General features: G+C 55.7%; 16 protein-coding genes. 10 read left to right on the top strand and 6 right to left on the bottom strand.

Features of this window, described 5'->3' with window-relative positions; all coding sequences use genetic code 11:
- Nucleotides 1–69: 69 nt before the first annotated feature.
- Nucleotides 70–252 (bottom strand): hypothetical protein, encoded by a 183-nt coding sequence (locus tag DW925_RS07385; RefSeq protein ID WP_147349526.1) that lies wholly within the window; start codon nucleotides 250–252, stop codon nucleotides 70–72.
- 380 nt (nucleotides 253–632) lie between these two features.
- On the opposite strand from DW925_RS07385, the gene DW925_RS07380 reads away from it, so the two are divergent.
- From DW925_RS07380 to DW925_RS07370, 3 genes are read left to right on the top strand one after another with little or no spacing between them, the layout of a single operon-like run.
- Nucleotides 633–3,704, top strand: a complete 3,072-nt coding sequence (locus tag DW925_RS07380) for a hypothetical protein (protein WP_117790714.1) — start codon at nucleotides 633–635, stop codon at nucleotides 3,702–3,704.
- Nucleotides 3,705–3,716: 12 nt separating this feature from the next.
- Nucleotides 3,717–9,032: a DEAD/DEAH box helicase gene (locus DW925_RS07375; RefSeq protein WP_117790713.1), complete on the top strand. Its 5,316-nt coding sequence runs from the start codon at nucleotides 3,717–3,719 to the stop codon at nucleotides 9,030–9,032.
- Nucleotides 9,033–9,034: 2 nt separating this feature from the next.
- The gene (locus tag DW925_RS07370) at nucleotides 9,035–10,768 is read left to right on the top strand and encodes a DEAD/DEAH box helicase family protein (protein WP_117790712.1); all 1,734 of its coding nucleotides are present in this window, start codon (nucleotides 9,035–9,037) and stop codon (nucleotides 10,766–10,768) included.
- Nucleotides 10,769–10,866: 98 nt separating this feature from the next.
- On the opposite strand, the gene DW925_RS07365 is transcribed toward DW925_RS07370, so the two are convergent.
- The gene (locus DW925_RS07365; RefSeq protein WP_117790711.1) at nucleotides 10,867–12,609 is read right to left on the bottom strand and encodes a DUF2075 domain-containing protein; all 1,743 of its coding nucleotides are present in this window, start codon (nucleotides 12,607–12,609) and stop codon (nucleotides 10,867–10,869) included.
- Entirely contained in the window at nucleotides 12,602–12,958 is a 357-nt protein-coding gene (locus tag DW925_RS07360; RefSeq protein WP_117790710.1) for a nucleotide pyrophosphohydrolase, read from the bottom strand. Before DW925_RS07360 ends, DW925_RS07365 begins: the two co-directional genes overlap by 8 nt.
- A gap of 115 nt (nucleotides 12,959–13,073) precedes the next feature.
- Here DW925_RS07360 and DW925_RS07355 point away from each other — a divergent pair, with 115 nt between their 5' ends.
- Complete coding sequence (locus DW925_RS07355) at nucleotides 13,074–13,295, top strand: hypothetical protein (RefSeq protein WP_117790709.1); 222 nt, start codon at nucleotides 13,074–13,076, stop codon at nucleotides 13,293–13,295.
- A gap of 115 nt (nucleotides 13,296–13,410) precedes the next feature.
- Here DW925_RS07355 and DW925_RS07350 read toward each other — a convergent pair whose 3' ends face one another.
- Nucleotides 13,411–15,012 (bottom strand): potassium/proton antiporter, encoded by a 1,602-nt coding sequence (locus tag DW925_RS07350; RefSeq protein ID WP_117790708.1) that lies wholly within the window; start codon nucleotides 15,010–15,012, stop codon nucleotides 13,411–13,413.
- Nucleotides 15,013–15,265: 253 nt separating this feature from the next.
- Between DW925_RS07350 and DW925_RS07345 the strand changes: the two genes are divergently transcribed.
- Entirely contained in the window at nucleotides 15,266–16,105 is an 840-nt protein-coding gene (locus DW925_RS07345) for a metallophosphoesterase family protein (protein ID WP_117790707.1), read from the top strand.
- A gap of 222 nt (nucleotides 16,106–16,327) precedes the next feature.
- On the opposite strand, the gene DW925_RS07340 is transcribed toward DW925_RS07345, so the two are convergent.
- Complete coding sequence (locus DW925_RS07340) at nucleotides 16,328–17,902, bottom strand: lipopolysaccharide biosynthesis protein (RefSeq protein ID WP_233540257.1); 1,575 nt, start codon at nucleotides 17,900–17,902, stop codon at nucleotides 16,328–16,330.
- Nucleotides 17,903–18,281: 379 nt separating this feature from the next.
- Between DW925_RS07340 and pckA the strand changes: the two genes are divergently transcribed.
- The 5 genes from pckA (at nucleotide 18,282) to DW925_RS07315 (ending at nucleotide 22,897) form a co-directional block, all read left to right on the top strand.
- Nucleotides 18,282–19,952: a phosphoenolpyruvate carboxykinase (ATP) gene (pckA, locus tag DW925_RS07335; RefSeq protein WP_199577059.1), complete on the top strand. Its 1,671-nt coding sequence runs from the start codon at nucleotides 18,282–18,284 to the stop codon at nucleotides 19,950–19,952.
- A gap of 227 nt (nucleotides 19,953–20,179) precedes the next feature.
- Nucleotides 20,180–20,899 (top strand): B3/4 domain-containing protein, encoded by a 720-nt coding sequence (locus DW925_RS07330; protein ID WP_117790706.1) that lies wholly within the window; start codon nucleotides 20,180–20,182, stop codon nucleotides 20,897–20,899.
- A 173-nt stretch (nucleotides 20,900–21,072) separates the two neighbouring features.
- Entirely contained in the window at nucleotides 21,073–21,522 is a 450-nt protein-coding gene (locus DW925_RS07325; protein ID WP_022093866.1) for a MarR family winged helix-turn-helix transcriptional regulator, read from the top strand.
- Between the two features lie 119 nt (nucleotides 21,523–21,641).
- Nucleotides 21,642–22,496, top strand: a complete 855-nt coding sequence (locus tag DW925_RS07320; protein WP_117716817.1) for a DegV family protein — start codon at nucleotides 21,642–21,644, stop codon at nucleotides 22,494–22,496.
- Between the two features lie 80 nt (nucleotides 22,497–22,576).
- Entirely contained in the window at nucleotides 22,577–22,897 is a 321-nt protein-coding gene (locus tag DW925_RS07315) for an MGMT family protein (protein ID WP_117716818.1), read from the top strand.
- A 393-nt stretch (nucleotides 22,898–23,290) separates the two neighbouring features.
- On the opposite strand, the gene trpS is transcribed toward DW925_RS07315, so the two are convergent.
- Nucleotides 23,291–24,340 (bottom strand): tryptophan--tRNA ligase, encoded by a 1,050-nt coding sequence (gene trpS, locus DW925_RS07310; RefSeq protein WP_117716819.1) that lies wholly within the window; start codon nucleotides 24,338–24,340, stop codon nucleotides 23,291–23,293.
- Nucleotides 24,341–24,447: the final 107 nt, after the last annotated feature.

The following is a 24,447-nucleotide window of genomic DNA, read 5'->3' as shown; positions in this document are numbered from 1 at the left end:
ACCGCATCACGGTAAAACTCGAGTGTGCCGCTATGATTTACAGGATGGTTACATGGGGGAGGGGCGACCTTACCTGATGGCTCGCATCCGATCCGCCTCGGTCTTCGCTTGTTTCCAGGGACGCACGCGGTCGTTTACGAGGTCATCGTAGCCGCGGGCGATGGATTGCTGGGCAGCCATATAAGCTTCGTGGCGGTTGTCAATTACCGAGCCTGAAGTGTTTTGCAAGAATGGAACTTTTTCAATTGGCATGCAGAGCCCCCTGTATTGCTTGCCCATTCAATCTATATCGATGATAGCGTGCGGGCGCCTTGCAGGATTGGGGCAAAGCGATGGGCGGTAGGAAAAACTTGGACCCCCAGCCGGCTGATCCGTGCATCTATGTTCACAATTGAATCATTTTGGCGGTAGTTTTGTTGCGCAATCAAGCGTGCTTGAACCATGGTCGACCTTTTAGGGAACTGTTCGCCGGGTGATAGTGACCGTCTGCGGAAACGGTTCCATTGGACATCTTTGTTCTTCGAGTTGCGCAAGTCCCTCACGGTATGATTAAAAGCGCGTCGTGTCAGACCGGTGTCAATAAAAGGTCAGAAATGGCGGCATCGAATGCAATTACGGCATAGGGGATGCTGATGAGCGAAGCGAACTACTTGGAGAGGCTGAAGAAAGCGCCCATCTCGGAGCTTAGTTTTGATGATGTGGGGCTAAGGCGTTTAATCCAGAATGCTGGTTTCTGCTACTTGCCCGATCTTTTGTCTCTTACCGATCAAGAGATAGACGCTCGTTTTGATGGCAGATATGCCGATTCAATCATTAAGATGCGAAAGAAATACCGCGCAGTTCCTGAAGCCTTCGCGGCATCCATGCTTCAGCCCAAGATGGTCGAGAATCCGACGAACGTGAAAGCCTCGCCGAAAAGCCGACCTCCTCACGAGTCAAATATCGAGACAGCGTCTTCGATAGAGCAATATGAATACGACTTGAGCCATTTTCCGCTCACGCGCTCCCATGGGCTGTTTTCGGCAAAATTGGAGGAATTTGAAGAAAGAGCTCGGGGTGCCTTTGACGACCTTGGCTCAAGGTCTGAAAACGTCATGGTTTATCAAGCGTTTGAGGAATTCTCGGTAGACCTTGATGGGCTCAGCACTGCTTTTGAAGAACTCATAAAGCGTTACCCGACAAAACCTCGCATTGTTCTGATGCTGATTGATAGGTGTTTGCCGAACGCTTTTATGGTCTATGTTGCCGACAAAGCGCGCAGGGTATTCAATGGCCATAACCTGTGGGGCAACTTTTTTGCCAGTCTTGGCATTCGTGACGGTAGTGTGCAGGGGATAGTAAAGCACATTTTTATAAAACATGTTGAAGAGCGTGGAATGCCTTTGTATGGTCGCGATGAGGAAGTTAATCACTACTACTACACTGCTCTTCTCCACGGAGGCTTATCGGAAGATTCTTGGTCAAACCTGTGGGAGAAATTACTTCCGCTTGCGAAAGAAGTTTCTAAAGGCAGTCTAGGTTTTGGCGGAGAGATGGACGGGCGCTCCGTTCTTAGGGAGCTAAAGAACCCTGAGAGTCGGTATGCTCCCGAAAAGGCAGTCCTTAACATTCTTGAGAAAGCGCCCGATTCAACCATTGCTCCATTATTTGAGGCGTCCATGCGCGTGGCGGCGCAAATTGTTGACTCGAATAGGGCTGGAAGCCGCTACACGATGCTATCTAGTTTCGGTCTGCCTGAAGCCGCAATGCAGGCCCTTCGTGACAACCAAGAGCGTGTGCCGCCCTTGGCGACCGGAGGAAGGGCTGCTGCTGAGACGCAAGAGCGGAGAAGTGGCACCCACCGATTGATCTATCTTCCGATTGCCAGTTTGCAGCTGGATTTATCTGAGGGTGTTGTGACCATGCGCTGGCCGCGCCAACAGTTCCCGCTGCATTTTGCTGGTGACAAGATTGACTATTATGTTGACGGCGAGCTAAAGGCAAGCTCTGAATTCGATATGAGTGTCGGAAAATGCATTTTGAATGCCGTCGGTATTGCCGTTAACCCTCGGGCTCGTTACGACGTGGAATTGAAGCTCATGCAGAAAGATGAGCGAGCGGGTGACTACATCGAGCTTAGTTCTTTGAGCCAGTCGTTCAGTAGGAACAAGCCCGGTTGTTTTGAATTTATAAAGGACGCTAAGGGCTTCTACCGCTTGCGTGGCAAGAACGAGCGGTTAACGAAAAAGCGTCGTATCGCATACATTGTTAAAGACGGATACAAGATTGTTCCCGGGCAAGGCATGAAAGCCGTTTCGGAGTATGAGGCTTCTGGCGATTGGAACGATAACCAGATTTTTATCTACGATGTTGAGCCCGGTTCGGCAGGTTCGGTTGTTGACGAGCTTACGGGCGAGGAAGTTGCCGTTTGGCAAGAACGTTATGTCGCAAAGGTTGATAAGCATCGCATTATCGGAGAAACGAGCGACGGCGTTGACTTGTATGGGTGCGTTCCGAACGAACTCAATACCAGCGACGGCCTGCCCTCTGTGAGCATTGAAGCGCTTGATGGCGCGAGCGCCCTAAAAGACTTGGACATCATGTGCTGCTGCGATGGCGAGCTGGTGTCGATGCCTCGTTGCGCCATATATGAGGACGATACTGAAAATTCAGGTATTGCAAGAATAGAATTCAATCCCTCAAAAACGAGTCAATTCAGTTGGCATATCGAAGAGTGCGTCCTGGAGGCGAGGCAGAAATCTGCCGGTGGTAAGGTTGTTTTCCGCTACCGATTCGCAGTGGTGCCCATACAAGAATTTAGGCCTCTGTCCATCAGCATTGATCACGGGCGTGCTGTAGCCGAATATGGCTTCCAGGCGTGTCTTCCCATTGATGTTGTGCGTATTTATGAAGAAGCCGATGCGGAAGGCGAATGCGACAGGCTTAATTCCCTCAATGCTTGGGAGCGGTATGAAGCGAAGGCCCTCCTGAAGGATGAGTTCTTGCATCTCCGTATTCGTTCGAGGGAGAGCGGCAAAGAAACCGATGCCAAACTTGCTCTTGCTGCAATAGGCGTTGACATACCAGAAAGACTTGCAAATCTATCCAAGGAGCGTCCAATCTGTTTGGCAGATGCGTTGGAACTCGGCCCCAGTGCGGCAAACTTTAAGATTATCTCCTATGGTTGGAGGTACAACAGGGCTGCGCTGGTGATGCTCGGTTCAAAACCCCTATTCTTCAAGAACCTCAAACAGCCTGGCGAATACGGATTTAATCTATTTAGACATGCAAGCCTCTTTCAACAGACTGACTATAGGGCATCCAGCCGTCTTCCTCTGAGGCTGTCCCTGTGCTATGGCGATGACGTATCAACTGGAGAACTGATTCCAGCTTGGACCGATGTTCAAATGCTTGATTGTGCCGAGGGGCTCGGTATTAACGGCTGGAAGCTATCGCCGGGAGAATCCCTTGGATATGTTCTTCGGTTTGAAGGCAAGCCCTTGTGCGACATTCATTTCAGGTTCTTTAGGCGTTCCAAGTATAAGGAAAGAGACGAAAAGCCGATTGCTACGGCCTTTGCGGAAAAGGGCTCTGCGGAGGTTACTCTTCCATTAAGCGTGGTGAGGCAGCTGAGCAATAAGAGAGAGGTTGCAGTTGAAATGTCACCGAGCGACTTCTTTGGAGACCCTCGGCGAGAATACGCGACCAGTATCATTCTTAAATAGCAGGAGCAGATAATGATGGATGCAAAAGAATTCAACCCCATTGAGACTGCGCGCAAAGTGGAGGACTCTTATCGCGAGTACATTGCCACTACTATTCACTTTGATGACGCGGATTTGCAGAAGCAGCTTGAGACGATTCTCTGCGAGCCGGGATATCTTGCAAAGGGACCGTTTCTTGAGGCGGCGCCTCCGTACCGCAAGGATAAAACTGTGGCAGACCTGGTGGACGAGGGGCTTCTCTGCAAGGGCATGATGAGTTTAGGCGGCGGAGAAGAGCGTAATTTTGACCCCTATCGCCCCTTATATGTGCATCAAGTTAAGGCTATTGAAAAGAGCGTTGCCAGGCGTAATTACGCAGTCGTTACGGGCACGGGTTCGGGTAAGACTGAGTGCTTTTTGCTTCCGATTCTGAATGACATCCTCTCAGAATTCGAAAAGAGCGGGCCCTCCGCTGGCGTCCGTGCCATGATACTTTACCCGATGAATGCTCTCGCAAACGATCAGCTTAAACGATTGCGACTGTTGCTGAAGGGGACCGATATCTCCTTCGGGCGTTATACCGGAGATACTGAGGAGAAAGAGTCCGTGGCTCTCCGTAAGTGGAAAGACGAAAACCCGGATCAAACTAGACTGCCAAATGAAATCATCTCTCGCGAGAAAATACGTGAGAACCCACCCAACATTTTGCTTACAAACTACTCTATGCTTGAGTATCTCCTTCTACGTCCGGAGGATGCGCCGCTGTTCGAAGGAGCATTTGGTGCAAACTGGCGGCATATCGCCATCGATGAGGCGCACGTTTATTCAGGCGCGCTTGGCACCGAAATCGCATATTTGCTGCGTCGAGTAAAGGCTCGTATCGAATCGGAAACGGGGGAGCTGCCCAAGCTTCATTGTTACGCAACTTCCGCAACAATCGGCTCAGAAGAAGATATGCCGAAGGTGGCTAAATTTGCTCGGGATCTTTTTGGCGAGCCTTTCTCGGGTGATCCCGCGGATCTCGATGTCATCACGAGCGAGAAAGATCAGCCCCAAGATGCTCTTGATGAAAAGCCTTGGGGCGCGCTTTCTCTAGACACTTGGGCGGAACTTCGCAGGGAACTTTCCTATCCCGAAAACGCAAACGTAGAAGACATTCGCAGCGCACTCGCATCTGGTGGAGCTCCTGAAGAGGTTGTAGCGAGACTAGACGGCGAGTCCCCCCTAATGGGACTAGGAAAGATCCTTCTGGGTGAATCGTCTGCGACAAAACTGGTGAGACGCTGTGAGCGTCTTTTCGACCTCACTGATCTTGACACCATTGAGGAGCTTGAGATCGAAGGGCTCACGGGAGATAAGCGGGGTGTGGAAATCCTCACTGCCATGGTTGAGGTGCTTTCCTCTGCACAGCGCTCCAAGGATGTTCCCATTCTTACGAGTCGCTACCATTCTTTCTTGCGTGCTCCTGAGGGCATCTATTTAAATCTGCATACACGTAAGCTGACTCCTCACAAAACGATTGCGGAGCATTATGACGATGAAAACGATACTCCTGTATATGAGGTGTCGGTCTGTCGCCATTGTGGGCAGGCATACATCCTTGGTGAGGAGAGCTCTGATCCCGAGGTGAAGACTGCGTGGCTAAGTCCTCGACATGAAGGAACGGATTCCGACGACGAGTTTCTTCCGAGAGTCTACTACCGTCTTCTCTCTGACGAATCGGAGAGGGATCCCGATGAAAAGATCCAATGGCTGTGCCCGATATGCGGGTCTTTGTATCATGAAGCCGAGGGTGGTGTTCATCGTTTCGAGCATGAGATTGTTGCGCGCATCCCAATTGCGCTCAACCAAAACGAGAAAAAACAATCAGATGAAGCAGAGGCGCGTTGTCGTCATTGCGGATATCAGTCCGTTGTGGCAATTCAGCCAATGCGCGTTTCGCCTGAAGCTGCAGGCAGTGTCGTCTGTTACGACCTGGTCAGGGATATTCCGCCTTTTGATGAGGAAGAAGCTGACGAGGATGATTTGTTCGCAGACCTCGATGAGGAGCGCAGGGCAGGAAGTATTATTTGCTTCTCGGATAAGCGCCAGGACGCGGCTTTCTTCGCGCCCGCAATGGATAGAACTTATGGGAACATCACACGTCGTCAGCTGATAAGAGAAGCGGTGGAAACCCTGTCTCGCGACGGTGAGGGTTGTAAGCCGAGCTCAGTTATTGATTGGATAACAAGTGTTGCAAAGAGGCGATATCCGGGGGTCTTGGGTTCCAACAAGAGGGGCCAGGCGACGGCCTGGATTCTCGATGAGCTTGCGGCTGAGGATTCGCGGAACAGCCTTGAAGGCCTTGGCGTTGTAAGGATCGAGCCTACTGAATTTAACAAGGGGTTTTCCCATCCTGGGGCGAAAAAACTTGTCGAAAGACAGGTGGATAGACTTAATGCCGATGGGGCAGCCTGGCTTTCATTCGAAGACTACATTTTGTTTGCAAGGACCTGTCTTGAACTGCTCCGAGAGAAAAACGTTATCGAGGTTCCTGAAGGGGTCCCTGAGCTAAGAAACAATCATGAGAAGCGCGGTAACCTTGTCGTGCTTGAGGGAGGCGGCTCTGCGTCAAAGGATATTGTTCAGTTTGCGGGAGATGCGGTACGTGGTACAGAAAATAAGCGCAGTGCCTTTATTCGCAAGTACGTCAAAAGGGTCCACGGTATCGAGCTGACCCGTGAGGACGTTCGCCCGATTCTGCAAAGTCTATTCCAGTTTATGGGGGAGTATCTAAGTTGCAAGCTATTTAGGGGCGAAGGATATTTGATCGATTCGCGTGAACACTTTAGGCTTGGCAGAGATATTTGGACTATGTATCCGCATTCCAACGATGATATTGTCTATCGTTGCGATGCATGTGGATGTGAGACTCATCTGGACACGCATGGCGTTTGCATGACAACGAAATGCAACGGCACGATGGCGAAAATGAGCTTCGCAGAGGCAAGAGACAAAGACCGCTTCTATAAAACCGTATATCAAGATGAGGCGCTTCCCCTCGACATCGAGGAACATACTGCACAGCTGTCATCCAAAAAGGCTAGAGAAATACAGAGCGAATTTATCAAAGGCAACGTTAATGTTTTGAGTTGCACGACCACGTTTGAGCTGGGTGTGGACGTTGGCGATTTGAGGGCCATTTTTATGAGAAACGTTCCACCTAGTACCGCGAATTATACGCAACGAGCCGGTCGCGTTGGACGCCGCGCTGGCAAGCCTGGATATGCCATCACGTTTGCTCGCTTGCGGCCCCATGATGTCGCGTACTTTGAGGACCCAGCCAAGATAATTGGCGGCAACACGAGAGTGCCAATGTGTTATCTGAATAACGATGCCATTGCGATACGGCATGTTTTCGCTGTCGCTATGTCTGAGTTCTTTCGCTACGCGAGCCGGAGCTTGGGCAAAGACTACTCTCATGGATACAACGACTTTATGGATCTTTCTAAATCGGAGCCGGAAGGCCTCGAAGATCTTCGCAGCTTCCTTGCATCGCGGCCAAAGAGTGTCTATGAACAGCTCGTCCGCGTTGTTCCGCAAGGCATGCCCGTGGCGGAAGAAGTTGGCGTAAACGAGTGGGGGTGGATAGCAAAGCTCGTTGGGCCAATCGATTCGGCTGAGAATGGAGGCGGTGGCAGGCTTCTCCTTGCACATAGCCTTAAGCATGCTGATTTTGAGCGTGTTCAGGATGGTATTGAGCTGAATATGGGCGTCAACGACATTCTCGCATCCAAGCTTCTAAAGTCCAGGGATGCGCTCAAGAAGGAGAGAACTATCGCAATTCTTGCCGAGAACGGAGTATTGCCTAAGTACGGGTTTCCGACTGATCTCGTAGAGCTCCATCTTCTTGATATCGAGAATTCTGTAGGTGAGAACAGGCTCGAGCTTTCTAGGGGTATGCGTCAAGCCATTAGGGAATATGCACCGGGGGCGGAAATCGTTGCCGGCAAGACGCTTTGGAAGTCCGTTGGACTCAGAAAGCCGAAAGGACAAGAGTTGCGAAAGCGCAGGTATGGAAAGTGTCCAAATTGCGAAACATTTGTATGGCCTATTGAAAACTACAGTGATAAAGGCGAGTGTCCCGTTTGCCATACCGAGTTTGCTCTCGAAAAGAATATGCTCATACCTTCCTATGGTTTTGTCGGCACGGAAAACAAAAAAGGCATCGGGCTTAGAAGGCCGAGGCCAAAGGGGTATGCATCGGTGCACTTTAGCCAGCACTGGCCTAACGAGACTGCGACCGGAGAGTTTTGTTTTCCTGGCGGTGCGGTGAAAGTAAAATATGCCGAGAACGGGCAACTTTGTGTGCTCAATAGCCCTGCTAAGGGCTTCCAAGTCTGCTCTTACTGCAATCGCGCTGCTGTTGGTGGAGAGAAGATCCAACATACCTACTGGTGCGAGAAGAGCGGCACTGCTCCAAAGATTAATAGGTTCAGCGCACTGGGTACGGCATTTGTGAGCGACGTTCTCGAGCTCGTATTTGATTTTGATGCGGCGACGGTTTGCTGCGATGGCGACTGGGAAGCTGTGATGTGGGCGCTGTTTACCGCTGCGGCTAAAATCCTTGAGGTTCCCGAGACCGAACTCGGAGGGACTACATACAAAAATGATGCAGGCAGCTTTTCAATACTCATCTATGATGACGTGCCTGGAGGAGCCGGTCATGTGCGCCAGCTCAGCAAAGAGGTGGCGGAGCTAATTGAAGAGGCTTATAAGGTCGTAGACGGTCATTGTGGATGCGGTGAAGAAACTTGCTGCTACGGTTGTATTGCAAATTATTACAACCAAGCTGTGCAGGCGAACCTTTCTCGAGGCGCTGCAAAGCGAATTTTGGGGACTCTTCTTGCTGTATCGCCTTCCGTTTGTTCTGCCGGCAATTCCGATGAGGATAAAGAACTCGATTGCGAGCTGGATGCCTCGGACTCGGTTGCTGGGTTTGAGCTATATGCCTCTGATGATGGCGCAAACAACAAGGCGCTATCGTTGGCCGAAGCGATGAAGCTGTCAATCCGATCTGATTCTTCGGAGGAGTGGATCGAGTTGATTCGTGAAATGACGAGCTACGACTCGCATCTGCGCTGGGAGACTCCGGGCATAGATGTGGAGCTATCTGATGCTGGCGACGACAGCGCTTATGCCACGCTTGTTTGGCGCAAGTCCAAGGTCATTCTTCTTGACGAGGAAGCGGCGGGCGATTTTGACAATGCCTTCGGCTCCGCTTGGCGATTTGCGTCAGGCTGGAGTCTGTTTGTTGCCGGCGAGTGCTCCGCTGAAGATGTAATGAGAGAGATCGATAAAGAGGCATAGCCATGGCTGCAAGAATGATACCGAGCCTTGGCCCAGCTGAATACGACGATCGGAGCCGTGAGGGGGAGATTTATTACGCACTGAGTAAGCTTCCCGATGATTTTACGGTTATCCATTCATACAAGATGTTGGATGTTGTGGATGGAAACGCTATTGAGCAGAGGGAAGCCGATTTCGTCGTGTTTAATCGCAGACTCGGTATCCTTGTCATCGAGGCGAAGGCGGGAAAGATCCGCTGCGAAAACGGCGAGTGGCTATACGGTAGCGGCATATCGATGCGGAGGCATGGAGGGCCTTATCGGCAGGCGGATAGCATTAAATGGAAGCTCATTAATCGATTTGAAGATGTAGGGTTGAGGGAGCTGTGCGATAGGTGCAAGGTTACTCATGCGGTTTGGCTTCCGTCCTTGGGCGCCCACGAGCTTGGTTTTATTGACTACTCTCCTGAGGCTTCTCGCGATATTACTCTGTGCAAGACAGACCTTGGGGATCCAACTGCTCAAATAGTTCGCATCATGAGTATGGAAGTCGGGGGAAGGGAGACGAGACTCTCCAAGACCGAGGCTCAAGAGGTTTTGCATAAAGTGCTCTTGCCGGAGTTCGATATCGTCCCGACGAATTCGGTAGACTATCGATATAACGATTTCGTGTTCGCAAGGCTGCTGGACTCGCAGGCTCGCGTGTTGAATTTCATCAAGGATCAGAAGACGGCGGTAATTAATGGGGCGGCAGGAACTGGTAAAACCCTCATTGCAATTGAGAGGGCTAGGCAGGCCGCCTGTACGGGCAGGGTTCTCTTTTTGTGCTTTAATTCGCTTTTGAAGGAAGAGATTGCTAGAAGGTGCAAGGATGTTCCGGAAATCGACGTCTATACAATTCCGGGCTACGCCTGCAAGGTCTGCAATTCTCTCGAGCCAAACTATGCCAGCCTGACCGAAGAGCTCATGGAGCACCCTGACTCGTTTCCCTATCAGCACATCGTAATAGACGAAGGCCAAGATTTTGGCCTCAAGGCTATCGAGGACGCGATGGTGCTCGAAACGCTACGTTCTATTGTGGATTCAAAGCCGGAGAGCACCATGTATCTCTTTTACGACAAAAGGCAGTTTGTCCAAGGCTCAACTATGCCCAGCTTCCTTATGGATGCCGATTGCAAGCTAACGCTTTATGTAAACTGCCGGAATACGGAGGCTATCGAGAAGTCTTCCCTGAGTGCTCTTGGTGAAGCGCACGGTTTTAGAACACAGGTTATGGCTAAGCTTGGCAAGCCTCCATTGCTTATGATTGATTGTGACGCCGCCGCGCAAGAGGCATATGTGGATAAGCATATTACTCTACTCAAGAGTGCCGGTATTAATGACATTGTGATTATCACATGCAAGACACTGGAAAATTCTAAGCTGTCGGGCTGTTTCACTGGCGATCAGAGCTTAAAGAGGTGGAAAGGTCAGAAGATTCCCGTCCATACGGTGAGGAAGTTCAAGGGGATGGAGGCTGCTGCGGTAATTTTGATTGATGTTGATCAAGCCTTATGGGAACAGCCGTCCATGAGCTACATGCCAGAGCCTGGGACTTTGTTTTATACGGCTGCTTCAAGGGTGCGGCATGAGCTTAGAATTGTTTGCGACATGAATGAGGACGCCTGCAACCACGCGCTCGTGGCGATGGGCGAAAAAGCGAATAGGCGCCCCGCCAAGAAGCTCGCAAATGTTCTGGGGGCAGTATTGGTTGGATAGGGCGCCAGCGCGCCCCGCCGCCCTTTGTGAATCCGAGATTGTTTCCTAGGAGCTTCGCTGCTGCTTCCGTTGCTATTCATGCCATGCGCGGGCAGCAGCTAAATCACCGGGATATACCGTGACAAATACTCCTTGAGCGCCGGGTCACATACATAAAGAAACGTTCCCAGCATGCCACGCGTCATGAGGACATAGTAGGCGTTGACGATGATCTTTCGTAGGTCGTCGTCGCTTGCCTGTTTCTTTGCGACGGCATCTTTGAAATTCGCTTTGTTAACGCAGACAGCTCCTTTTTCGGCGTCGTAGTAAATGTCTGGTCCCAGAATGACGAAGCCGTAGTTGAGGTCGTAGCCCTGTACCGTGTGGATGCATCCGACCTCATTGACGGCGTTGGGGGAGTTGACCCAATCCTTTTGACTCGAGTTCCAACGTTTGGGGATACCCTCGATGACGATGTCAAACGCGTCTTTGTGTTTCTTCGTTTCCCACTTCCACGCAAAACCTGCCGTCATGCGGGATAGACCAACTTCTTCTTCCTTGGCTTGCTGCAGGGAACAGAATTCCTCAAATCGGTCGATGATTCCAAACTGGTATCTGGGAGCATCACTGTTCGGATCCCCGGCCCGCGAATCGTAAGGCTCCGATGAAAAGAGTTCTTCGAACTTCATGCCGGCATGCATGTATGCCTTGTTGTCGAGTAGATCATATACAAAGTCGAGATACTCATCGCCGCCGCGTACTCGCATTTGGGTGCTCAAGTTGAATTCTTCGGTTTCAATTTTCGCTTCTTCGAGTTGGTTAAGTCGCCGCTCAAGACCGTCTCGATTGAGGCCGGATGCCCTGACTTGCTGCTTGGGGTCATAGAACAGGTACGCCTTGTCGCAGCATTTGTATATCCAGTCAACCTGGTTGCTCGTGTGCGGAAGGCCGAGGCGATCGCAGGTGTTATAGAAGGCCTTGATGCCGGAGCCCATACTTAGATAATTACCCAGTCGATGTGCTTCGTCGACAAGTAGGATGTCATAACGATCATTTTTTGTGACGTCACTGGGGCTCAAGATATCGCCAGGCTTTAACCCTGGAAGGAAATGCGTGAGTTTCCTGAGGGTCTTCTTTAGGGAATCCATGGGGGTGACAAAGCCGACCCGCAGGCCGGAAAGGTTCGGCTCATTTTTGATTTTGAACATGAGACTGATGGCGAGGATTGTTTTGCCTGTTCCTGGCGCGCCGTTCACGACGGTTATGCGCTCTTTCTTGGGCCCGCCGTGTTTAATGTCTTCATGCTCTTGCTCGAGCCGCCTGTAAATCGCCTCAATCGTTTCGTATTGATCGGGCGTGAGCGTTTTGAAGGGCGAGAATTTGAACAGGTCAGTGTTCTCGAGCTCTTCGATGGGGTGGATCGCATAGTTCTCTTCGCGAAGTTTCGACCAGAGGTCTCTGAACTTCTGGCGATACTGGGGTCGCTCAAAATAATCGAACTGGGCATAGCCATTGTTGGCATTGGTTACCTGGTATTTTTCGTCAGCGCAGAACAGCTCGATAAGTCGATTCTCAAACTCAAATGTTGCTGACTGATTGAAGGTCGGATTGTCAATCAGAAGGGTCCGGTCGAAGTCTTTGTCCACGTTTGCGGCGTGTTGCTTCATGCGGCGTCGATAATTGGTCGTTTGACCGATGTACGCCGTTTTGTTTTTGCTGTTGGTCAGGATGTAGAGAACAGGCCAGCTTTCGTCGTGGTGCGACCCTGGATTTGGTGTGCCAAAGTCTTGCAGCGATTCGCTTGTCTCGAAGGGCTGGGGCAGGGGAAGCGTGTATTGCCGAAGGGCGAACTCGTTACTCATGGTGGTCCGCCTTTCTGTATTCGCTGGAGCTGGTGTCGACGGGATAGCGCTCGCCGTTGCGTTTGAGTTTGGACGAGAGCGCCTTTGGGAGGTCGATTCCGTTTAGATCGGCGAAACGCAGGAGAAAGAGGAGCGTGTCAGCGACTTCGTCTTCGATGGCTTGGCGCTGATCAGGGTTATCGAACATTTCTGCAATGTGCTCGTCGCTCATAAAGCGGAAAAGCTGAAGGAGTTCGGAGGACTCTGTCGCTATGCCGATGGCAAGTTCCTTTGGAGTGTGATATTTGCGCCAATCGCGCGCATCACAAAAATCTCTGACTTGTTCCGTCATGGCAGTGAGCTTGTCCATTGTCCGTAACCTCCCTGATGTTCATTATTTTATTATGGCCGTATCTGGAGTTTATTGCACATCAGTTGGGACGTGCGGTTTGTCCGGTCGCGATTGCCCGGTAGGAGGATTCACCGTGAAGATTGAAGTTGATGTAGACCAGCTGCGCGAGGGCTTGCTCGACTACGCGGGGAGCGCGGCTGGCGTGGGCTTTCCCGCTGCCATGCTCGACGTGATGGATATCGAGGACGAGTCGCCCCAAGAGCTCCTAGCCCGAGCCGAACGCGAAGGCCTCGACCTCCGCGACTTTGCCGTCGACGATGAGGGCGACGGCTGTGACACGGATGAGGACTGGTAGCCGCGATTGAGCTTCAACCCCATCCCCTTAATAAGTTGCGGTGAAATAGGGACTGAAATGGCTGTTCAGAGGCCTATTCAATCCCTATTTCACCGCAACTTATGGGTGGGGATGGCTACGATGCCAGCGTGGCGATGACGGCTTCGTCGCCGGCGTATATTAGGGTGTTGCCATCGGGAATGATCGTTTGGCCGTCGCGCTTGAGCATCACTACAATAAACGGATGCTTGCCTTGCGGCACATCGCGCAGGCGCTGACCAGCCAGGCGACCGTGGGGAGTCACGGTGATCTCGCGCAGCGTAACCTCGGCACGCTCTTCGAACGTTGGGGCGGCCATCACCAGCAGATCGCCTTCCTGGATCACGGTGTCGCCATTGGGCAGTACCGGATGCGCCCCGTCGCGCAGCACCAGGACCACGAGCATGTCCGTCGCGCTGCCAATGTCCGCGAGCGAGCGTCCGGCAAATGGATGGCCCGCGCCCACCTTGAGCTTGACAAACGACATGCCGTTCTCGTCGCGGTAATCGTTAAAGGTGCGGCGCACATCGCCTTCCGCGTCGATCATGTCGAGCTTCTTTGCCACCGCCGGCAGCAGCGAGCCCTGCACCACAATGCTCGACACAGCAATCACAAACACCAGGTCAAATAGGTCGTGACCGCCGGGAATACCGGTCACCACGGCAAAGAGGCTAAATACGACCGAAGCCGCGCCGCGCAGACCCGCCCAGCTTATGAGCGCTACCTGGCGAGGGTTCGTCTTAAAGGGCGCCAGCAGCACGCCAACGGCGATGGGGCGGCTCACGAAGAGCATAAACGCCATGAGCGCCAGACCCGGTAGCAGCATTTGCGGCAGGCGTGCGGGCGTCACGAGCAGGCCCAGCAAGAAGAAGATGGTCATCTCGGCCATTTCGGTGAGGGTATCGAAGAAGTGCGCCATCTCGACCTTGCCGGTAATGTCGCTGGCTCCCAGCACAATACCGGCCAGGTACACGGCCAAAAAGCCATTGCCGCCCAGGTAACTCGGCAGCGCGTAGGCCACGATGGCCACCGCGAACAAGAAGATGGTCTGCGCGCCCTCGGCCGTTGCGCGTGCGCGCTCTATCAGGCGGCTGGATGCCCAGCCGATGGCAAGACCCAACCCCACGCCTAGGATGATCTGCTTGGCCAGCAGCACGGGGATGTTAATGTCGCCGCCGGCCGCGAGTGTGGCGAGCACGGCGGTGAGCATGTAGGCGACGGGGTCGTTGGAGCCCGATTCGACCTCGAGCAGCGAGTCGGTGCCGCCCCTCAGCGACAGGCTGTGCTCGCGCAGCACGCTAAAGACGCTGGCCGCGTCGGTGGATGCCACGACCGATCCCAACAGCAGGCCACCAATCCAGTCAAAACCCAGCACGAAGTGCGCAAACGCACCCGTAATGCCGGCAGTGATGACGACGCCGAGCGTGCTCAGCAGTACCGCGGGCACGGCAACGGGTTTGGCACGGTCGATATTGGTGTTAAAGCCGCCGTAGAACATGATGAACAGCAGCGCCGTGCTGCAGACGGTTTCGGTGAGCGCATAGTCGCTAAAGTCGATGTGCGCCGGACCGTTGACGCCCAGCAGCATGCCGAGTGCGATAAAGATGAGCAGGGTGGGGAAGGGGAGCTTTTTGCCGACGGGTTTGATGGTCAGACACAGAATAATGACGAGGCCGATAAAGAGAAGGATCTGGTTCATGGATGGTGTCCGCTCCTGGGTGGTTGGCGTGGCACGGTCAGTTGCCTGCGGTTATTTGTACCCAAAGATGGTGGGTTTATGGGGTTAGATTGCGGGCGTGCGCGATATCGTCATAGACGGCTGCCGTCTTTGCCTCTGCTCGGAAACCCTTTCCAGCTTTATTGCAACGGAGTACAATGGGTAACGTTTAAGTTCAACTTGAAGTTTTAGTTGCGGTTCCGGGCTTCGGTCGCAAGGTAGGGAAAGGCGTTCCATGGCGATCTATGTGACATCTGATGCTCACGGACACGTGCATGCGCTTGACGAGGCCCTGTCTAAGATCTCGTTGACGTCCGACGACACGCTGTACGTGCTGGGCGACATGATCGATCGCGGGCCCGATCCGGTCGGCGTTATTAAGCTCGTGCGCTCGCTGCCTAACGCCCGCGTTCTCAAGGGCAATCACGAGCAGATCATGCTCGATGCCATCATTGGCCAGGATCCGCTCGATGCCGAGACCTGGGATATCAACGGTGGCTGGACGACGCGCGAGCAGCTCAACGACATGGAATTTGAGGCATACGAGGAGCTCGTGCGATGGATGGCCGCGCTGCCGCTCTACGCGGTGGCCGAGACCGAGGAGCGCCCGTATCTGCTGGTACATGCTGGAATCGAGATGAAGGCGGCGCGCGCGTTTTTACTTGAGCATGGCGTCGATTGTGCCGATGGCGTCGGAGCGGTGGGTGCCGATCGCGAGCTGCTGCAGCAGATGCTCGCGGTGCAGTCGTCCGATGACCTGCTGTGGATTCGTCACGGCTATTGGGATGCGCCGACGGGACTGCTTTCTGCCGAGGGCGAGGGTCCGGTCGTGGTGAGCGGCCACACGCCCACGGTGTCGCTTGGGCGCTATTGCGAGGTTGGCGGCCTGGCGGGGCTTGATGAGGAGTCGGGCCGCGGGCAGATTGTGCGCCTGGGTGGCGAGGATACCGCCGGCGTGCCCGATCGCATCGATATCGACTGCGCCGCCGCCACCGGCTCCGAGTTCGGCCGCGTCGGCATCCTGCGCCTGGATGACGGGGCCGAGTTCTATGCGAACATCAACCCGGGCGAATAATCGGTGCAAAGGGTAGCTAATTTGGGACGGAGCTTTTTTGACTGCCCGCTGGCTAAGTGAGTAGACTTTTTTGGAAATGCCGAGCAGCCGGCAAATTTGCCTCAACAAAACCGCAGGTCACTGACTTGTGTTTTGCCGGTGTGGTCAGGGATTCGGCAAAAGTCTACTCACTTAGTTTTGCGTGTCGCAAATCGTCCGCAACGAGACCCCCCATTGCACCGGTTAGGCACCGTACGGATTGCGGTCGCGTTCGATACGTTGGCGGATGTGGGCGTATTCGATAATCAGCAGCACCAGGAGTAGGGCCATGATGGCTAGGTAGCTCACCACGGCGCCCATCAGACCCAGCAGGTTGATCAGGATCACCGGCAGCACTACGCTTACGGCGAAGCAGATCAGGTAGATTTTGGTGACGTCGCCGGCATGGCGCAGCACCGTGATGATGGCGTAGATAAAGTCGATGGCCGCGGTGACGCCGCCGGCGACAACCATCAGCGGTGCCAGCGTGCGGTAGCGCTCAAAATTGAGGCCGTACATGAAGCTCATGAGGGGAATACCGGGACCTGCCATAAATGCGGCGCACACGCTGGTGATGACCACGATCAGTGCCATAACGGCAATAATAATCAAGTCAAAGCGGCGACGCTTGCGCGGATTCGTCCAAATGCTCGACAGACGCAGAAGCTGCGGTTTATAGACAAATCCGATGCTCAACAAAATGGCCTGCGCTGGAAAGAACAGGGCATTAAAGTACAGCTGATACTTGTAGGCCAGCGTGCCTTCCATCACGAACTTGGGCATGCTCTCGATAAGGTTGAACAGGAACAGCGCGCTAAAAAGCGGGGCGCACTGGATAAACAGGTGACCGACCTCGCGCAGGCTCACGCGGCGCGATTTTTCGGTTTCGAGCAGGGCGAGCGGCGCGGTGACCAGCACGAGCGAGGCGATCGCGGTAACACCCATGGCCATGGCGGCGATGGGCATGCTGCGCGTGAGGAACAGTGCCACGCTAAAGACCGCGATGACGCCGACGGATCGTAGCGTTTGGCTCATGCCGGCCAGGTAGAGTTTGTCGGCCTGCTGCAGGCGGCCCTCGTACACGTCGGCAATGCCGTCGATCACCTTATACAGGTAGACGCCCAGGCCGATTGTGGCCATCTGCGCATCGTAGCCGCGGGCGCTGCTGTATACCAGGCCGCATGCCAGCGCGAGCGCTCCGCAGATCCAGCGGTTGAGCTGGTAAGAGGCAAAGGACGTCTTTTCGTCGATATCCGAGACCTGGAAATTGCGCACGCCGTAGTTGCACGCGATCATGATGAGCGTGCCGGTGACAAAGGCGATGGAGAATTTGCCAGCCTCCTCGGCGCCCACGAGCTGTGTGGACACGATGGTGAGCAACGGAAACGCCATGCCCCATACGGCGGTGCCCAGGGTATTCCAAAGGTAGTCGCGACGGGTGGCGTGATCTTCGTACTCGGCTTCTTGCGTGGAGAAGCCGCCGCCGTAGACGGCTCCGAGCAGGCGGTTCCACCAGGCATTGACCATGCGGTGGATGGGGCCGGGCTGGCGATCGCGCTCGCGGCGACGGCGTGTGGCCTGGCTGCTGTCGGGACCGCCGGCGTTACGCTGGCTTAGCTCTTGGATTCGTGCGAGCTCCTCGGCGGTGTGCGATGCGGGGAACAGGCCGTTCTCGATGCGTCCGCCCTGCCCGTGCGCCCCGTCCGATACGGTGGGGTCGGCGACGCCATTGCGGCGGGCGATGGCGCGGCGAATGCTATCGATGGGCGTGATGCTCAAAGCGGAGTCCTTTCTATTGCTGCGCTCTAGTATAGACGCGACGGTGTTCGTTCGTGTTTTTGAACAGGTTGTTCGATAATTTCGGCGGCGCCATTCAGTAGCCGGCACTCGGGGACGTTCCTTATGTGCCGGCACTTTAGGAACGTCCCCGAGTGCCGGCATCCGGGGACGCTCCTTGGTTGTTGCCTGTTCAAGAGTGTCCCCAACGATTAGTCGTTTAAAAACGTCCCCAATGACTAGGCCGCTTGCCTGCGATTTTTGACCGTTGGGCGGGCTTGCCGCCCTTGCCGCAAAAACGTTTTTGCATATCGGGTACAACGGGCTTTACGTGAGTAAAGTGCGCGTCGTGTCCTCGTGTCGCGTTTTTAAAGGAGGCCCCATGCCTGGTGTTACCCCTGCAGATGTTTTGTCCAACTTTGGTATTACGCTGGTCGAAGATCCCGCCGAGAATCAGCCCCGTCTGCTGGTCGATCTACCCGCCGCGGAGCTCGTCGAGCACGCTATCCGCCGCGAAGAAGGCCGCATGGCATCCAACGGCGCGCTGGTGATCGAGACGGGGGAGCGCACTGGTCGTTCCCCCAATGACCGCTTTATCGTTGACACGCCCGACGTGCACGACAAGATCGCCTGGGGCGCCGTCAACCGACCGCTTTCGATCGAGAGCTACGAGACCATCAAGGCCGGCATCGTCGACTACCTCAACGAGCGCGACGTGTTCGTCACCCGCGGCATGGCCGGCGCCGACCGCAACCACACGCGCCGACTGCTCGTCGCCTGCGAGCGCGCCAGCCAGGCACTCTTCATTAAGCAGATGCTCGCCCGCCCGCTTGCCCGCGAAATCGCGCGCACCGGCGAGCCGGACTTCTGTGTGCTCGCCGCGCCGGGCTACCAGTGCGATCCCGCCATCAAGGGCCTCAACTCCAGCGCCGCCGTGGTCATCAACTTCCAGGAGCGCGTGATTTTGGTCGCGGGTACCGGCTACTCCGGCGAGATCAAAAAGTCCATCTTCAGCGTCATGAATTACCTGCTGCCCGTCGAGGACGACGTGCTGCCCATGCATTGCTCGGCCAGTATGGATCCCGTCACGCACGAGACCGCGGTGTTCTTTGGCCTGTCGGGCACCGGCAAGACCACGCTTTCGGCCAACCCCACGCGGCTGCTGATCGGCGACGACGAGCACGGTTGGTCCGACATGGGCATCTTCAACATCGAGGGTGGCTGCTACGCCAAATGCGAGGGCCTGGACGCGTTCCACGAGCCTGAGATCTTCAACGCCGTCCGCTTTGGCGCGATCTGCGAAAACGTGGTGCTCGACGAGAGCCGCAAGCCCAACTACGATGACGTCTCGGTCACGCACAACACGCGCGTGGCCTACCCTGTGGAGCACATTCCCAACGCGTGGACCAAGGGCATGGGCACCACTCCGAGCGTCGTGCTGTTTTTGACCTGCGACGCCTTTGGCGTGCTGCCGCCCATCTCGCGCCTGACGGCCGACGCCGCCATGTATCACTTTGTGACGGGCTTTACGGCCAAGATCCCCGGCACCGAGGTCGGCGTCACCGAGCCCACGCCCACGTTCTCTTCGCTGTTTGGCGAGCCGTTTATGCCGCTCGACCCCATGGTCTATGCCAAGATGCTCGGTGAGCGCATCGCCGACGGCCGCACGCGTGTGTACCTGGTCAACACCGGCTGGATTGGCGGCGGCTACGGCGTGGGCCATCGCATCGAGCTTGCCTACACGCGCGCCCTGGTGGCCCGCGCCCTCGACGGTACCATCGAGGACAGCGAATTCGTGCATGACGATATCTTTAACGTTGACATTCCCACCACGTGCCACGGCGTGCCCGACGGCATCCTGGTGCCGCGCCAGTACTGGCAGAGCACCGCGCGCTACGACGAGGCGGCGCACAACTTGGCCGTGATGTTCGAGGAGAACTTCGAGAAGAAGTACTCGCACCTGCCCGAGTCCGTGAAGGCCGCCGGTCCGCACGCTCAGGTGCACGCCGACGCCCGTCATCGCGGCCGCGGCCTGCTGGGACTCCGACACTAGCGTCGCCGCGAGTCCATATCCGCCACAAAGGGGACAGGCACCTTTGTGGCGGTTTTGCTTGGGCGAATGACTCGGGTTACAATACGCCTGACATATCGCCCCCTTCTCCGGATGGGGGCAGCGTAAGCGCTCTTGTGGCGGCACCGTAGGACTTTGAAGGTGGCCGTCGTAAGGGCGCTTTTTGTTTAGGCACCCGGGCTCGGGCGCATGCTATGAAGGGAGAGCACATGAAGAGTTTCGTTGCCGAGGATTCGTTTTGGGAGCTATTTCCGCAGGCGGCTGTCGGTGTTGTGGTCGTAAAGGGCATGAAGCCCGCGGCTCAGATTCCTCAAGAGGACGTTGATGCGATTGCCGCGTTGCTCGACCGCGCCAATATCGATGCGGAGCGTCACCTGACGAGTGATACCATCAGCGAGAATGCGCCGGTTAAGGCATGGCGCGAGGCATATCGCCTATTCAAGACCAAGAAGGGCACGCGTTGCTCAATTGAGAACCTGCTCAAGCGCGTGCTCAAAGGAAAGCCGGTGGGCCACATTACGCCCGCGGTGGACATCTACAACACGGTGTCGCTGTCCTACGCGCTGCCCGTAGGCGGCGAGGATTTGCACGCGATTGAGGGAGACCTTTGCCTGAAGGTGACCGACGGTGGCGATTCATTTCTGCCGCTTGGCGAGGAGACAGATGACCCGACGCTGCCCGGCGAGCTCGCCTACATCGATGATGCGGGCGCCGTATGCCGCTGCTGGAACTGGCGCGATGGCGTTCGAACGGCGTTGTCCGATGATTCGGCCGATGCTTTCCTGGCGATTGAGTGCGTGGAGCCCGAGCGGATGGGGGATTGCCAGGCCGCGATCGATCGCTTAGCCGAGCTGCTCGAGCGCTATCTGGGAGCGACGGTTGTCGTTAAAACGCTTGTGACCCGCGACAATCCTTGCGTGGGGCTGTAGCGAAGTCTGCGGATCAAACTCGATGCCCCAAACCACCACAAAGGTGCCTGTCCCCTTTGTGGTGGTTTTTATGTTGATGGGTTAACAAATGGGATATTTGGGTACGGGTGTCGGCTTATGCGACTAAGATGTTTACCCGTAAGCATTATGCAAGCGAAAGGCGGTCGTCTCCCATGCAGCAGAACGACGAGACACGTTTCGAGGACTTTGTTGGACTGATCAGCGGGCTCTACAAGGAGATTCAGCGTATCAAGACGTCCGAAGGCGCAAGGCTGGGCCTCAAGGGCTCCGACGTTATGTGCCTGTACTATCTTGAGCGCAGCAAGGACGGCCTGACTGGCGCCGACCTCGCCCGCATGGCCGGCGTTACCCGTGCCGCCGTTTCGCGCACACTGGCACATCTGGAGGAGGGCGGCTACGTTGAGGTCGATGATTCGGGCGATGCCGCCGTTAAGTATCGTGCTCCGGTGCGCCTGACCGCTCTAGGCGGCGAGAGCATGAGCGAGGCGGACCGCATCATTCGCGAGGTGCTCGATACCACCGGTAAGGCTATGGGTGTGGAGCAGCGCGAGCAGATGTATGCGTCGCTGCGCACGATTCTCAACACCTTGCGCGAGATCTAGAGCCGCGCTGGAGCTAGCTTTCAGCCAAGAACTGCATCGTCCCGTTTGAGCGCGTACGCCGTGCCGGGACATTGCTGTCAAAATTCCCTGCGCGAGACCTGCGCAAGAAAGGATTCGCTATGTCCGTCCGCATTATTACCGATTCCGCCAGCGATATGTCGCCGGCGGAGCACCCCGCTCTGCGTGTTCTGCCGCTGTCCGTCACCTTTGGCACCGATGTGTATATGGATGGCGTCGACATCGATCACCAGCGCTTTTACGAGATGCTTGTGGAGCGCGACGAGCTGCCCAAGACCGGCCAGGTCAACCCGTACGCGTTTTCGCAGGCGATTGCCGAAGCACGTGAGGCCGGCGACGAGGCAGTGATTATTACCGTGGGCGCTAAGCTATCAGGCACCAATCAGAGTGCCCGTACCGCACTTGCCGAGGCGCCAGGTGGCGACGTGTTCGTGGTAGACAGCAACAACGTCACCCTGGGCGAGCGCGTCCTGGTCGAGTATGCGCTGCGCTTGGTGGACGAGGGCCGCAGTGCATCTCAGATCGCGGCGGCTGTCGAGGCCGTGCGCGACCGTGTGGTGGTTATCGGCCTGCTCGAGACGCTGGAGTACCTGGTGCGCGGCGGTCGTCTGTCTGCTGCGGCCGGCGCCGTGGGCACGCTGCTCAACGTGAAGCCCGTGGTGGCTGTCGAGGACGGTCTGATCGTGCAGCTGGGCAAGGCGCGCGGTTCCAAGAACGGCCGCAACCTGCTGAACCAAAAGGTCGAAAAGGCGGGCGGCATCGACTTTTCCATGCCGCTGGCGCTCGGCTATACGGGCCTTTCGGATGCGGTGCTCAAGAAGTATATCGAGGACAGCGCGGCACTGTGGGCTGGTCACACCGAGGGCGAACTGCCCGTTCACACCATCGGCGCCACCATCGGAACCCACGTTGGCCCCGGCGCCGTGGCAGTAGCCTTCTTCCAGCCCGCCAACTAACCGACCTGCCATAAACCATCACAAAGGTGCCTGTCCCCTTTGTGATGGTTTATGCTTTTCCGGGTGGAAGGGAGCGAGCAATGGCGTCTGAGGGCTTTTTTGATCGGGTGTACGGGGTGGTCGAGCAGATCCCCGAGGGGATGGTCGCCACGTATGGTCAGGTGGCACTGCTTGCCGGTCGTCCACGAAGTGCGCGGTACGTGGGGTATGCCCTTCATAGTAATCCGCGCCCTGGCCAAATTCCCTGTCATCGCGTGGTGTTTGCCGACGGCCGTATCTGTGAGGGCTTTGCCTTTGGCGGCCCCGATGCTCAGCGCGAGCTCTTAATGGGGGAGGGCGTGACGTTTGCCGATCCCATGCATGTTGATCTGGCCGCCTGTCGTTGGCCTGCTGGACTCTAACAGCTCTGCCGTGGTCAAAGCCACCACAAAGGTGCCTGTCCCCTTTGTGGTGGCTTTCCGTTGCAGGTTTACCTGGGCTAACTTATGGAGAAGGTATGTTGGGGTAGTTTGACGCTAGAAAGTAAGCCACGGTGAACTATATTGGTTTCAGCAACGGAGCAGGCAATAGGCGATGAAAAAGCCTGCCCTGTTGAGTTTGATTCGCATCCCTCCCCTCTGTGCGATTCAACGGTGTACTTCGGGAACAGGCCCGCTGGCAGCTAACTGCCGGCGGGCCTGTTCCTGTTTGTCGGGAGAGTGTGATGGATGGAGCTGAAGCGGTCCGGCTCCAAAAAAGGCGGACGCCGTAGCGCCCGCCCTAAAGCAATCGAAAGCTCAAGCCAGCAAATCGGTCTAGTACACCATGCCCATGGCGTCCTGAACCTCGGCCAGGGTCTGCTCGGCGATCTCATTGGCGCGACGGTTGCCCTCATGCAGGACGTCCTTCACATAGTCCAGATCGTTCTCGTAGCGCTGGCGACGCTCGCGGATAGGTGCGAAGTACTCGTTGACGGCCTCGGTCACGTACTTCTTGAGCTGGCCGGAGCCGCCCATGCCAATCTCCTCGGCAATCTCGACTTCGGAACGGCCGGTGCAGATGGCGGCTGTTGAAAGCAGGCCAGACACGCCGGGGCGGTTCTCGGGATCGAACGTGATCATGCGCTCGGAGTCGGTCTGGCTCTTCTTGATGCGTTTGGCCGTTTCCTCGGCGGTCATCGAGATGTTGATGGCGTTGCCGTAGCTCTTGCTCATCTTGCGACCGTCCAGGCCCGGCAGCAGCGGGGTCTCGGACAGCAGCGCGTCGACCTCGGGGAACACCTTGCCGTAGCGGTTGTTAAAGCGGCGGGCGATGGTGCGGGTGAGCTCGATGTGCGGCAGCTGGTCGCGGCCGACGGGCACGACGTTGCCCTTGCAGAACAGGATGTCGCAGGCCTGATGCACCGGGTAGGTGAGCAGAAGGCCGGTGAGCTCGTGGCCCGAGGCCTCCATCTCGGCCTTGACGGTGGGGTTGCGCGCCAGCTCGGCCTCGGAGACCAGCGACAGGAACGGCAGCATGAGCTGGTTGGCGGCGGGCACGGCGGAGTGCGCGTAGATCATGGTCTTGTCGGGATCGATGCCGCAGGCAAGGTAGTCCATGACCATGTTGTACACGTTGTCCTGGATGTGCTCGGTCGTGTCGCGGTCAGTGATGACCTGGTAGTCGGCGATGAGCACGTTGGTCTTGGCGCCCATGTTCTGCAGCTCAACACGGCCCTTGAGGGTACCGAAGTAGTGGCCCAGGTGCAGACGGCCGGTGGGGCGGTCGCCGGTGAGCATGGTGAACTTCTCGGGCGTTTTGGTCAGGCCCTCGCGAATGGCGTTGCTCTTTTGCAGCGCGACTTCGTAGCTGTTCTCGTTTGGCATGATTGCTCCTAACGTATGTTCATGGGTCAAGATGATAACGCGTTTATTGGAGGGGCGGTGCGTAAGTAGGCGAGGGCGGGAGAGGGACGCGCGTGGTGCGGCTTGTG

The sequence above is a fragment of the Collinsella sp. AM43-1 genome (assembly GCF_003467925.1).
Taxonomy (GTDB): Bacteria; Actinomycetota; Coriobacteriia; order Coriobacteriales; family Coriobacteriaceae; genus Collinsella.
The sequence above is the reverse complement of the archived record's forward strand: the minus strand, read 5'-3'. Positions and strand labels throughout refer to the sequence as shown.